Below are 12,462 nucleotides of genomic sequence, written 5' to 3'. Positions count from 1 at the left end.
TGTTTTTCAGGAGAACTCCCATGCAACTGCAACCCGGTCTCTACCGTCACTACAAGGGCCCGCAGTACCGCGTGTTCGGTACCGCGCGCCATTCGGAAAGCGAGGAGTGGCTGGTGGTCTATCAGGCGCTCTATGGCGATTTCGGCCTGTGGGTGCGGCCACTGGAGATGTTCTGTGGCACGGTCGAACTGGACGGCGAGACGGTGCCGCGCTTTGCTCTGATCGAGGCCGAACCGGCAGTGATCGGGCAGGGGGCTGCCGGGAATCGCGCTTGACCGCAACTCGACAGCCACTATATATAGCGGTGCCTTGATAGGCTCCCGCCGCTTATTCTTTCTTTTTCGTATTCAGGAATTCTCCAGTCCATGGGCAAATCGCTGGTCATCGTGGAATCCCCGGCCAAGGCCAAGACCATCAACAAGTACCTGGGCAACCAGTTTGTGGTGAAGTCGAGCATCGGCCATATTCGTGACCTGCCCACCAGCGGTTCCGCCAGTGCCAGCAAGGAGCCGGCCAAGCGCGGCAAGGCCGCGGCTGCCGAGGCGCCGGCCCTATCGCCCAAGGAGAAGGCCAAGCGTCAGCTGTTCGCGCGCATGGGCGTCGATCCCGAGCATGGCTGGAAAGCCAAGTACGAGATCCTGCCCGGCAAGGAGAAGGTGATCGAGGAATTGCGCCGCCTGGCCAAGGATGCCGACACCATCTACCTCGCAACCGACTTGGACCGCGAAGGGGAGGCCATCGCCTGGCACCTGCGCGAGGCCATCGGCGGCGACGACAGCCGCTACAAGCGCGTGGTGTTCAACGAGATCACCAAGAAGGCCATCCAGGAGGCCTTCTCCCAGCCCGGCGAGCTGGACATCAACCGGGTCAATGCGCAGCAGGCGCGCCGTTTCCTCGATCGCGTGGTGGGCTACATGGTCTCGCCGCTGCTGTGGGCCAAGATCGCCCGTGGCCTCTCCGCCGGTCGCGTGCAGTCGGTGGCGGTGAAGCTGGTGGTGGAGCGCGAGAAGGAAATCCGCGCCTTCGTCCCGGAAGAATACTGGGAAGTGCACGCCGACCTGGGCACCGCCAAGAGCGACAAGGTGCGCTTCGAGGTGGTCCGCGAGAACGGTGAGGCCTTCAAGCCGCTGAATGAAGCCCAAGCCATGGCGGCGCTGGAGAAGCTCAAGGCCTCCAGCTACAGCGTGGTCAAGCGCGAGGACAAGCCGACCTCGAGCAAACCGTCCGCGCCCTTCATTACCTCCACCCTGCAGCAGGCGGCGAGCAATCGTCTCGGCTTCGGCGTGAAGAAGACCATGATGATGGCCCAGCGTCTCTACGAGGCCGGCTACATCACCTATATGCGTACCGACTCGACCAACCTGTCGAACGACGCCATCGACATGGTGCGCGGTTTCATCGACAGCGAGTTTGGCCAGAAATACCTGCCGGCCAAGCCGAACCTGTACTCCAGCAAGGAGGGCGCCCAGGAGGCGCACGAGGCGATTCGCCCGTCCGACGTCAACCTGCGCCCGACCCAGTTGTCCGGCATGGAGCGTGACGCCGAGCGTCTGTATGAGCTGATCTGGCGCCAGTTCGTGGCCTGCCAGATGCCGCCGGCCGAATACCTGTCCACCAGCGTCAGCGTGGCGGCCAGTGGCTTCGAACTGCGTGCCAAGGGCCGCATCCTCAAGTTCGACGGCTACACCCGCGTGCTGCCGCAACAGAGCAAGCCGGGCGAAGACGACGTACTGCCGGAGATGAAGGAAGGCGAGGCGCTCAAGCTGCTCAAGCTCGACCCCAGCCAGCACTTCACCAAGCCGCCGGCGCGCTTCTCCGAAGCCAGCCTGGTCAAGGAGCTGGAGAAGCGCGGCATCGGCCGCCCGTCCACCTATGCGGCGATCATCTCCACCATCCAGGAGCGCGGCTACGTCACCGTACACAACCGTCGCTTCTATGCCGAGAAGATGGGTGACATCGTCACCGAGCGCCTCGACGAGAGCTTCGCCAACCTCATGGACTACGGCTTCACCGCCGCCATGGAGGAGCATCTGGACGACGTGGCCCAGGGCGAGCGCGACTGGAAGCACCTGCTCGACGAATTCTATGGCGACTTCAAGAAAAAGCTCGAAGTGGCTGAGACGGCGGACAAGGGCATGCGTGCCAACCAGCCGACTCCGACCGATATCGCCTGTCGCGACTGTGGCCGGCCGATGATGATCCGTACCGCCTCCACCGGTGTATTCCTCGGCTGCTCCGGCTATGCGCTGCCGCCGAAGGAGCGCTGCAAGGCCACCCTCAACCTGATCCCGGGCGACGAGATCGCCGCGGACGACGAGGGCGAGTCTGAGTCCCGCGTGCTGCTGGGCAAGCACCGCTGCCCGATCTGCAGTACGGCCATGGACGCCTATCTGCTGGACGAGACCCGCAAGCTGCATATCTGCGGTAACAACCCGGACTGCGCCGGCTACGAGATCGAGCAGGGCCAATACCGCATCAAGGGCTACGAAGGTCCGAGCCTGGAGTGCGACAAGTGCGGCAGCGAGATGCAGCTGAAGACTGGTCGTTTCGGCAAGTTCTTCGGTTGCACCAATGCCAGCTGCAAGAACACCCGCAAGCTGCTGAAGAACGGCGAGGCGGCGCCGCCGAAGATGGATGCGGTGCCGATGCCTGAACTCAAGTGCGAGAAGGTCGACGACACTTACGTGCTGCGTGACGGAGCTTCCGGCCTGTTCCTCGCCGCCAGCGGCTTCCCCAAGAACCGCGAGACCCGCGCACCGCTGGTGCTGGAACTGATCCCGCACAAGGACGAGATCGATCCCAAGTACCACTTCCTGCTGGAAGCTCCTGCCAAGGATCCCGATGGCCGTCCGGCGGTGATCCGCTACAGCCGCAAGACCAAGGAGCAGTATGTGCAGAGCGAGGTGGACGGCAAGCCCACCGGCTGGCGCGCTTTCTTCGATGGCGGCAAGTGGAAGGTCGAAGACAAGCGCTGATCTCTGTTGCCCTCTGATACCGGGTGCCCATGCACCCGGCATGTTCCGCTCTCGCAGTCGAGGAGTAGGTCATGGCTCACGAGCCCTATACCCGCACCAATCAGAAGATCTTCTTCGCCGGCCTGGCGCTGGAGAGTCTGCGCAAAGCCGAGGCCGGCGAGGCCATGAATGCCCAGGCGCTGATGCAGTCTGAGCGCGAGGCCGTGCTGTTCCATCTCTATGGGGCCGTGCTGGGGCTGTGTCACGAGATTGCTGACTACTACAAGCTGGCGGAGGCTCGCGCGCCTCGTGTCGAGCTGCTGCTGAATCAGGAGGTCCTGCAGCGTTCCCCGACACCCGAGCTCGCCGAGCTGATGGAGATCGCCGCTCAGCCGGAGAGCTGGCTGGCGCGGCTGTTGGCCGCCTATGCCGCGCTGTTCGAGCCGCCGCAGACACCGAAGACGGCCAAGGTCGACCCGACCCTGCCGCTGATCCAGACGGTCAGCCTGGAGGCCGAGGAGGCGCCTCGGCTGGGGCATGCGGAGCTGGAAGGCTGGCGCCAGCAGCTCAAACAACTGGTGCTGCGTTACCGTGAGTCACTCAGCGAGTGCTGAAGTCCTGCTGCTGAGCGGTTGCGCGGTAATCATGCAAGGCTCTAGCGCGCATATTACAGGCAGCTAGAGCATCCCGTGGCCAGCGCTTCCGTAGGCCTCCCGTCGGCCTGCGGGCTAGGGCCTGCGGGCGGGTGCTGTTACACTGGCTGTCTGCTAGGAGAACCACACCATGTCCACTTCCTTCCTCGAAATCGTCGAACTGCCCGATGGGCGCATCATCCTGCGCCGTGCCGAGGATGAGGAAGTGCTGGTGACCCTGGATTTCTCGGCGGATGCCAAGGCCTTCCTGCAGGGGCATCACGTCGAGGTGGCCAAGGCCATGCTCAATGTCGGCGTGCAGATGGCCGGTCGTCTGGCCGAAGGCGACATGGAACAGGACGAGCAGCCACGCGTGCTGCACTGATCCACAGCTGCCCATTGGTGCAGCTGATTCGATTCCCTCGTTAGTCCAAGCGGATATTTAGACTCTGCGCGCTGCCCAGACGGGCGGCGCTGGTGAGGGTTGCGCGCTGCCCGGCTTGCAGGCTGATCCAGCTCACCACCGTATGGCTGCGCCCCAGGCGCAGAGCCTCGCGAGCCAGCTCCAGAGCGTCCTGGCCGGCGCGTGGCTGCAGCACCAGCAGTCGGTCGAGGTTGAGGCCGATGCTGCGCAGCCAGATGGTGGTGATGGAAGCGGGCGGGGCAACCAGGGTCAGCCAGCGGGCGTCCTGGTTCTGGCTCAGCTCGCGCAACACCGGGCCGAGCAGGTGGCGGCAGTTGCCGGGTGAGCCGGACAGGCGCAGCTCGCTGAAGGGTTCAGGTTCATCGATCCAGGGCGTTTCCAGTGCATCTTCGAGTAGTGGTGCCATGCTGGCACCCAGGAAGGCTTCAAACAGCGGGAGTTGCGAACGATTCAGCGACTGCGGGAACTGCATGAAGCTCTCCTTGATGCTTAGCGGCGGATCACGCCGACACTCAGGCCTTCGATCACCAGGTCCTGTTCTTCCAGGTCCACCTCGATGGGGGCGAACTCCGGATTCTCGGCGATCAGCAGGACCTTGTTGCCGTTGCGCTGGAAGCGCTTGACGGTGACCTCGTCGTCGATGCGCGCCACCACGATCTGGCCGTTGCGGGCCTCGCGGGTGGTATGCACGGCCAGCAGGTCACCGTCGAGGATGCCGATGTCCTTCATGCTCATGCCGCGCACACGCAGCAGGTAGTCGGCCTTGGGGTGGAAGAACTCCGGGTTGATCTTGCAGGAGTCCTCCACGTTCTGCTGGGCGAGAATCGGGGCGCCGGCGGCGACCCGGCCGATCACCGGCAAGCCTTCTTCCTCGGCGGCAGCCGGCTCGAAACCGGGGATGCGGATGCCGCGCGAGGCGCCCGGGGTCATCTCGATGGCGCCCTTGCGGGCCAGGGCCTTGAGGTGCTCCTCGGCGGCGTTGGGCGATTTGAAGCCCAGCTCCTGAGCGATCTCGGCGCGAGTCGGTGGGTAGCCGTTGTCCTCCAGGCAGCGCTTGATGAAGGCGAGGATTTCGGATTGTCGCGGCGTCAGTTTGAGCATGCTGGTGGTCTGTCTGTTTATACAGTTGCTGTGATTATATACAGTGATTCTTGACTGGCAACCCTTCTTTCATCTCTGTGGCGAAAGCGCCATTACTCCTGCCTCGCTGAGCGGGTTGGGATTTTCCCTGCCTGGCCTATGGTTAAATGCGTGACTGACCAGCCATGAATGGGCCTGCCAGACTTGACAGGGCAGTAGCCTGAAACGTATGTTTCAAACAAGTGTTTGTCAGGTGAGGGTGTCATGGCTCAATCAGAAACTGTTGAGCGCATTTTGGATGCTGCCGAGCAGCTGTTCGCGGAAAAGGGCTTCGCCGAGACCTCTCTGCGTCTGATTACCAGCAAGGCCGGCGTCAACCTGGCGGCCGTGAACTATCACTTCGGCTCCAAGAAGGCGCTGATCCAGGCGGTGTTCTCGCGTTTCCTCGGGCCCTTCTGCGTCAGCCTGGAGCGCGAGCTGGATCGTCGCCAGGCCAAGCCGGATGGCAAGGCCAGCCTCGAAGAGCTGCTGGAGATGCTGGTGGAGCAAGCCCTGGCGGTGAAGCCGCGCAGCGGCAATGACCTGTCCATCTTCATGCGCCTGCTGGGCTTGGCCTTCAGCCAGAGCCAGGGGCACCTGCGCAAGTACCTGGAAGAGGTGTACGGCAAGGTCTTCCGCCGCTACATGCTGCTTCTCAATGAGGCAGCGCCCAAGCTGCCGCCGCTGGAGATCTTCTGGCGCGTGCATTTCATGCTCGGTGCGGCGGCCTTCAGCATGTCCGGTATCAAGGCCCTGCGGGGCATGGCGGAGAACGACTTCGGCGTGGACACCTCGATCGAGCAGGTCATGCGCCTGATGGTGCCCTTCCTTGCCGCCGGCATGCGCGCCGAGAGCGGGGTGAGCGACGAAGTGCTGGCCAACGCCCAGTTCAAGCCGCGCAACAAGGCGCAGGCGGCCGCCAAGGCCGTCTGACGCTGTGCCCAAGCGGGCCGATGGGCTAAGCTAGCGGCCCATGCGCCCGCTCGATTTCCTGCACATCTCCATTGCCGATCAGCGCCTGTACGGCTTTGCCGACGGGCAGTTGGTCGTGCGCCTGCCGGTTTCCACCGCACTGAACGGTGCCGGCGAGCGCAGTGGCTCCAACTGCACGCCGCGTGGTCGCCATCAGGTGCGCGCGAAGATCGGCGAAGGCCTGCCCGAGGGCGCCGTGCTGCGCGGGCGACGCTGGACCGGCGAAGTCTGGTCGGAGGCGCTGGATGCGCAGTTCCCCGGTCGCGACTGGATTCTTACCCGCATCCTCTGGCTCAGCGGTTGCGAGCCGGGCTTCAACCGGCTAGGGCAGGTCGATACCTTTCGCCGCTACATCTATCTGCACGGCACGCCGGACAATCAGCCCATGGGTGTGCCGCTGTCGCACGGCTGTGTGCGTCTGCGCAACGCCGATCTGTTGAACCTCTTTCCCCGCGTGCCGTCTCACTGCGCGGTGATGATCGACGAAGCGCCGTGCCCGCAGTGGGCCACGGCCGATCTCGTTTAAGGACTTCTCTGTGACGACCCTGTTTGGTTCCCTGATGCTGGACATCCACGGTACCTGGCTGACCGCCGAGGACCGCCGGATTCTTCGCCAGCCCGAGGTGGGCGGCCTGATCCTGTTCGCCCGCAATATCGAAGATCCGCGCCAGGTGCGCGAGCTGTGCGCGTCCATTCGCGCCGTACGCCCCGACCTCTTGCTGGCGGTGGACCAGGAAGGCGGCCGCGTGCAGCGCCTGCGCAACGGTTTCGTGCGCCTGCCGGCCATGCGTGCCCTGGCCGACAACGACAACGCCGAGCAGCTGGCCGAGCACTGCGGCTGGCTGATGGCCACCGAGGTGCTGGCCGTGGGCCTGGACCTCAGCTTCGCCCCGGTGCTGGATCTCGACCACCAGCGCAGCGCCGTAGTCGGCAGCCGCAGCTTCGAGCGCGATGCCGAGCTGGCCACGCGCCTGGCCGGCGCCTTCATCCGCGGTATGGACGCGGCGGGGATGGCCGCCACCGGCAAGCACTTCCCCGGCCACGGCTGGGCCGAGGCCGATTCGCACGTGGCCATCCCGGTGGACGAACGCAGCCTGGACGAGATCCGTGCCAGGGACCTGATCCCGTTCCAGCGTTTGAGCCAGCAGCTGGCGGCGGTGATGCCGGCGCATGTCATCTACCCGCAGGTGGACGCCGGCCCGGCCGGATTCTCGCGGCGCTGGCTGCAGGACATCCTGCGCGGCGAGCTGGGCTTCGACGGCGTGATCTTCAGCGACGACCTGTCCATGGCTGGCGCCCATGTGGTGGGCGATGCCGCCAGCCGTATCGAGGCGGCGCTGAGCGCCGGCTGCGACATGGGCCTGGTGTGCAACGACCGCGCCTCGGCCGAGCTGGCCCTCGGCGCCCTGCAGCGCCTCAAGGTGCAGCCGCCCAAGGGCCTGGCGCGTATGCGCGGGCGTGGCTTCGCCCGTACCGACTACCGCGAGCAGCCGCGCTGGCTGCAGGCCGTTGCCGCGCTGCGCGCCGCGCAGCTGATCGACTGATTAAGGAAGCAGCATGACCATCTACGCCATCATCGGCGGCACCGGCCTGACCCAGCTGGAAGGCCTGACCCTCAAGCAGGCGCAGAACATCGACACGCCTTACGGTGCCCCCTCTGCCCCGGTGCTGCGTGGCGAGTACGCCGGCCACGAGGTGCTGTTCCTCGCTCGCCACGGCCACCCGCACCGCATCCCGCCGCACCAGGTGAACTACCGCGCCAACCTCTGGGCGCTGAAGCAGGCCGGCGCCGAGGCGATCCTCGCGGTCAACGCAGTGGGCGGCATCCATGCGGCCATGGGCAGCGGCCACCTGTGCGTGGCGCACCAGGTGATCGATTACACCTGGGGCAGGGCACACACCTTCTTCGAGGGCGAGATCGATCACGTCACCCATATCGACTTCAGCTATCCCTATGACGAAGCGCTGCGCGGCAAGCTGATCGAAGCGCTGCAGGTGCTCGCCTACCCGCACAGCAGTCACGGCGTATATGGCGCCACCCAGGGGCCGCGCCTGGAGACGGTGGCGGAGATCGCCCGCCTGGAGCGCGACGGCTGCGACATCGTCGGCATGACCGGCATGCCCGAGGCGGCCCTGGCTCGCGAGCTGGAGCTGCCCTATGCCTGCCTGGCGCTGGTGGTCAATCCGGCGGCCGGCAAGTCCAGCGGCATCATCACCATGGCCGAGATCGAGGCCGAGCTGGCCCGTGGCATCGACAAGGTGCGCGCCGTGCTGGGGCATGTGCTGAGCGCCTGAGTCATCAGGCCGGAATAAAAAAGCCCTGCACTGCGGGGCTTTTTTCATGGGGCGGCGCAATCAGGGCTGGGTGACTTTCACCAGCACGCCGAGGCCGCCGTTGTCCAGGTAGGTCAGCTCGTTCAGCTTGAGGCGGGTCTTTTGCCGCACGCGCTCGCTGCCGGTGAGCAGGCCGTCGGCGTCGAAGCGGTTGATCCAGAAGTCGGCCTCGAGGTCGACCAGGCGCTGCTGTTCGCTCAAGGACACCACGCCCTCCACCGGGAAGTGGCCGAACTGCTCGTCACCGGTGCTCAGTGCTGCCTTGCTCGGCGCGGCGGTCAGGTTCTGCGCCCAGGCCTTGTGCAGCAACACCTGGTAGCCGTTGCCCGGGTTGAGCTTGGCGGCCTCATCGTTCAGCGCGGTGCCGCGCTCGTTGCCGGCGATGGGGCTGGCGCCCACGGCCCAGTCATCCGGCGCCGGCTGGCTGGAGGAGAGGGCCTCGCCGGCCTGGCGGAAGACGATCACTTCGATCTGGAACAGGCCGTCGGCGAAGGCCTGCGGGGCCAGCAGGCAGAGCAGCAGGAGGAGAGGGCGAAGCACGCGCATGGGTCAGTCCTTTCAGGCGGATTGCGGGGCGAGGCGCTCCAGCAGCGCCTCCAGGGTATTGAAGCGTTCTTCCGGGCGCTCCATGGGCACCTGGAGCTTGAACAGGGTGGCGCCCTCGAATTTGTAGCGAGCCGGCGCGCTCTGGATCAGCTTGATCAGGGTCAGCGGGTCGACGCAGGTGTTGGCGGCGAACTCGATGCGCCCGCCCTGGGGGCCGGCGTCGATCTTGCGGATGCCGAGCTTCTCCGCCTGCAGCTTGAGCAGGGTCAGGCGCATCAGGTTCTTGGTCGGCTCCGGCAGCAGGCCGAAGCGATCGATCATCTCTACCTGCAGCTCCTTCAGGGCGTCCTCGTCGGCGGCCGAGGCGATGCGCTTGTAGAGGATCAGACGGCTGTGCACGTCCGGCAGGTAGTCGTCGGGGATCAGCGCCGGCACCCGCAGGTTGACCTCGGTGCCGCCCCCCAGCGGTTGCTCCAGGTTGGGCTGCTCGCCCTTGCGGATGGCTTTGACGGCCCGTTCCAGCATTTCCATGTAGAGGGTGAAGCCGACCGCCTGGATCTGCCCGCTCTGGCCGTCGCCGAGCAGTTCGCCAGCGCCGCGGATTTCCAGGTCGTGGGTGGCCAGGACGAAGCCGGCGCCGAGGTCCTGGGCATTGGCGATGGCTTCCAGGCGCTTCTGCGCGTCTTCGGTCATGCCCTTGCGCGGCGGCGTCAGCAGGTAGGCGTAGGCCTGGTGGTGGCTGCGGCCGACGCGGCCGCGCAGCTGGTGCAGCTGGGCCAGGCCGAACTTGTCGGCGCGCTCGATGAGGATGGTGTTGGCGCTGGGCACGTCGATGCCGGTCTCGATGATGGTCGAGGCCACCAGCACGTTGAAGCGCTTGTGGTAGAAGTCGCTCATCACCCGTTCCAGGTCGCGTTCGTGCATCTGCCCGTGGCCGATGCCGACGCGCGCCTCGGGCACCAGGGCCTGCAGGTCGGCGGCGCACTTCTCGATGGTCTTCACGTCGTTGTGCAGGTAGTACACCTGGCCACCGCGCAGCAGTTCGCGCAGCAGCGCTTCCTTGATCACCGAGTCGTGCTGCTCCATGACGAAGGTGCGCACCGACAGGCGCCGCGCCGGCGGGGTGGCGATGATCGACAGGTCGCGCATGCCCGACACCGCCATGTTCAGGGTGCGCGGAATCGGCGTGGCGGTGAGGGTGAGGATATCCACTTCGCTGCGCAGGGCCTTGAGCTGCTCCTTCTGGCGCACGCCGAAGCGGTGCTCCTCGTCGATGATCACCAGGCCGAGGTTGTGGAACTTCACGTCGTCCTGCAGCAGCTTGTGTGTGCCGATAACGATGTCGATCTTGCCTTCGGCCAGCCTGGCCACCGCCTCGTTGACTTCCTTGGCGGTCTTGAAGCGGCTCATCACCTCGACCGTCACCGGCCAGTCGGCGAAGCGGTCGCGGAAGCTGTTGTAGTGCTGCTGGGCGAGCAGGGTGGTGGGCACCAGCACCGCCACCTGCTTGCCGCTGTGTACGGCGATGAAGGCGGCGCGCATGGCCACCTCGGTCTTGCCGAAGCCGACGTCGCCGCACACCAGGCGGTCCATCGGCTTGCCGGCCAGCATGTCCTCGCGTACCGCGTCGATGGCGGCCTGCTGGTCCGGCGTCTCCTCGAAGGGGAAGCCGGCGCTGAAGGTGGCGTAGTCGGCGGCCGGGTCCTTGAACGCATAGCCCTCGCGGGCGGCGCGGCGGGCGTAGATATCGAGCAATTCCGCCGCCACATCGCGCACCTGCTCGGCGGCCTTGCGCTTGGCCTTCTGCCAGGTTTCCGAGCCCAGACGGTGCAGCGGCGCCAGGGCATCGTCGCTGCCGGTGTAGCGGGCGATCAGGTGCAGGTTGGCCACCGGCACGTAGAGCTTGGCTTCCTCGGCGTACATCAGGGCGAGGAACTCGGCGGCCTGGCCGTCGAACTCCATGGTCACCAGGCCCAGGTAGCGGCCCACGCCGTGGTCGATGTGCACCACCGGCGCGCCTTCGCGCAGCTCGGTGAGGTTCTTGATCACGTTGTCGCCACCGTCGCGCGATTTCTCGCGGCGGCGGCGCTGCATCACCCGTTGGCCGAACAGCGGGCTCTCGGCGACCAGGGCCAGGTCGTCGAGCAGCAGGCCCTCGTCCAGCGGTGCGATACAGATGGCCAGACGCTCGCGGCTGGCGGTGAACTCGTGCCAGTTGGCCACTTCCAGCGGCTTGAGCTTGAGGCGGGCGAGCAGCTCCAGCAGTACCTCGCGACGGCCGGCGGATTCGGCGCAGAACAGCACGCGGCCTGGATATTCCTCGATAAAGCGGCGCAGGGCGGCCAGCGGCTCGCTGGCCTTGGCCTGGATCGCCAGGTCGGGCAGGGGGCGGGCGTCGAAACGCTCGCGACCGACGCCGACTTCCACGTCCTCATGGCTGACCACCACGCGTGGCCAGTGCTTCAGGCGGGCGAAGCAGTCCTCCACCGGCAGGAAGATGTCGGCCGGCGGCAGCAGCGGGCGCTCGGGGTCGACGCGGCGGTCCTCGTAACGGTTGCGCGCATCCAGCCAGAACTGCTCGGCGGCCTGCTCGATGCCCGGCAGGGAGAACACCTGCGTGTCGCCCGGCAGGTAGTCGAACAGGGTGCCGGTCTCCTCGAAGAACAGCGGCAGGTAGTACTCGATGCCGGCCGGGGTGATGCCCGAGGCCAGGTCCTGGTAGATCGGGCAGCGGCGGAAGTCGACGTCGAAGCGCTCGCGGAAGCGCCCGCGGAAATCGGTGACGGCTTTCTTCTCCAGGGGAAACTCGCGGGCCGGCAGCAGACGGATCGACTCCACCTTGTCCACCGAGCGCTGGGTCTCCGGGTCGAAGGTGCGCAGGGTCTCGATCTCGTCGTCGAACAGGTCGATGCGGTAGGGCGTCTCGCTGCCCATGGGGAACAGGTCGATCAGCGCGCCGCGCACGGCGAACTCGCCATGCTCGTAGACGGTGTCCACGCAGCGGTAGCCGGCGGCTTCCAGACGGGCGCGCATCTCCTCGACGTCGAGCTTCTGGCCGACGTCCAGCAACAGGCCCGAGCCAAGCAGGAAACGGGTCGGCGCCAGGTGGTGCAGGGCAGTGGCGATCGGCACCACCAGCACGCCGTGTTTGATCTCCGGCAGGCGATAGAGGGTGGCGATGCGCTGGGAGATGATGTCCTGGTGCGGCGAGAAGACGTCGTAGGGCAGGGTTTCCCAGTCCGGGAAGTGCAGCACCGGCAGGTCCGGGGCGAAGAACGCCAGCTCTTCCTGCAGGCGTTCGGCGCTCTGGCTGTCAGCGGTCAGCAGCAGGGTGAAGCGTTTGGCGGCGCTTGCCGCCTCGGCGATGGCCAGGCTCAGCGCGGCGCCGGGCAGGTTGCCCCAGTGCTGTTTGCCGGCGGCGCCGGGCAGTTTCGGCAGTTGCAGTACGGACACGGGTGTCGCGGCCCCAGGCGAAAAGAAG

At 66.0% G+C, this 12,462-nt stretch carries 12 protein-coding genes; 8 read left to right on the top strand and 4 right to left on the bottom strand.

Annotation, left to right across the window (positions count from 1 at the left end):
* Positions 1 to 20 precede the first annotated feature (20 nt).
* The 4 genes from AAG092_RS03780 (at position 21) to AAG092_RS03765 (ending at position 3,971) form a co-directional block, all read left to right on the top strand.
* Positions 21 to 275: a DUF1653 domain-containing protein gene (locus AAG092_RS03780; RefSeq protein WP_021700518.1), complete on the top strand. Its 255-nt coding sequence runs from the start codon at positions 21 to 23 to the stop codon at positions 273 to 275.
* A gap of 90 nt (positions 276 to 365) precedes the next feature.
* Positions 366 to 2,975: a type I DNA topoisomerase gene (gene topA, locus AAG092_RS03775; protein ID WP_373388604.1), complete on the top strand. Its 2,610-nt coding sequence runs from the start codon at positions 366 to 368 to the stop codon at positions 2,973 to 2,975.
* 71 nt (positions 2,976 to 3,046) lie between these two features.
* Positions 3,047 to 3,568: a DUF6586 family protein gene (locus AAG092_RS03770; protein WP_373388603.1), complete on the top strand. Its 522-nt coding sequence runs from the start codon at positions 3,047 to 3,049 to the stop codon at positions 3,566 to 3,568.
* Positions 3,569 to 3,737: 169 nt separating this feature from the next.
* Positions 3,738 to 3,971, top strand: coding sequence for a hypothetical protein (locus tag AAG092_RS03765; RefSeq protein ID WP_373388602.1), 234 nt, complete (start codon positions 3,738 to 3,740; stop codon positions 3,969 to 3,971).
* A 40-nt stretch (positions 3,972 to 4,011) separates the two neighbouring features.
* Here the strand turns inward: AAG092_RS03765 and sulA are convergent, their stop codons facing one another.
* Together sulA and lexA are read right to left on the bottom strand one after the other, a co-directional pair.
* Positions 4,012 to 4,482, bottom strand: coding sequence for an SOS-induced cell division inhibitor SulA (gene sulA / locus AAG092_RS03760; protein WP_373388601.1), 471 nt, complete (start codon positions 4,480 to 4,482; stop codon positions 4,012 to 4,014).
* Positions 4,483 to 4,499: 17 nt separating this feature from the next.
* Positions 4,500 to 5,111 carry a transcriptional repressor LexA gene (gene lexA / locus AAG092_RS03755; RefSeq protein WP_110682606.1) on the bottom strand — a complete coding sequence of 204 codons (612 nt, stop codon included), beginning with the start codon at positions 5,109 to 5,111 and terminating at the stop codon, positions 4,500 to 4,502.
* A gap of 243 nt (positions 5,112 to 5,354) precedes the next feature.
* On the opposite strand from lexA, the gene AAG092_RS03750 reads away from it, so the two are divergent.
* The 4 genes from AAG092_RS03750 to AAG092_RS03735 are packed head-to-tail and all read left to right on the top strand — an operon-like array spanning position 5,355 to position 8,396.
* Complete coding sequence (locus tag AAG092_RS03750; RefSeq protein WP_110682605.1) at positions 5,355 to 6,062, top strand: TetR/AcrR family transcriptional regulator; 708 nt, start codon at positions 5,355 to 5,357, stop codon at positions 6,060 to 6,062.
* Between the two features lie 40 nt (positions 6,063 to 6,102).
* Positions 6,103 to 6,627 carry a L,D-transpeptidase family protein gene (locus AAG092_RS03745; protein WP_373388600.1) on the top strand — a complete coding sequence of 175 codons (525 nt, stop codon included), beginning with the start codon at positions 6,103 to 6,105 and terminating at the stop codon, positions 6,625 to 6,627.
* A 19-nt stretch (positions 6,628 to 6,646) separates the two neighbouring features.
* Entirely contained in the window at positions 6,647 to 7,645 is a 999-nt protein-coding gene (gene nagZ, locus AAG092_RS03740; RefSeq protein WP_373389551.1) for a beta-N-acetylhexosaminidase, read from the top strand.
* Between the two features lie 13 nt (positions 7,646 to 7,658).
* Positions 7,659 to 8,396, top strand: coding sequence for an S-methyl-5'-thioinosine phosphorylase (locus AAG092_RS03735; RefSeq protein ID WP_373388599.1), 738 nt, complete (start codon positions 7,659 to 7,661; stop codon positions 8,394 to 8,396).
* Positions 8,397 to 8,456: 60 nt separating this feature from the next.
* On the opposite strand, the gene AAG092_RS03730 is transcribed toward AAG092_RS03735, so the two are convergent.
* On the bottom strand, positions 8,457 to 8,981 hold the full coding sequence (locus AAG092_RS03730) for a CsiV family protein (RefSeq protein ID WP_373388598.1): 525 nt from the start codon (positions 8,979 to 8,981) through the stop codon (positions 8,457 to 8,459).
* A gap of 12 nt (positions 8,982 to 8,993) precedes the next feature.
* Positions 8,994 to 12,434, bottom strand: coding sequence for a transcription-repair coupling factor (gene mfd, locus AAG092_RS03725; protein ID WP_373388597.1), 3,441 nt, complete (start codon positions 12,432 to 12,434; stop codon positions 8,994 to 8,996).
* Between the last annotated feature and the right edge of the window lie 28 nt (positions 12,435 to 12,462).

The sequence above is a fragment of the Pseudomonas alcaligenes genome, from assembly GCF_041729615.1.
Classification (GTDB): Bacteria; Pseudomonadota; Gammaproteobacteria; order Pseudomonadales; family Pseudomonadaceae; genus Aquipseudomonas; species Aquipseudomonas alcaligenes_B.
This window is presented reverse-complemented; position numbering and strand designations above follow the sequence as displayed.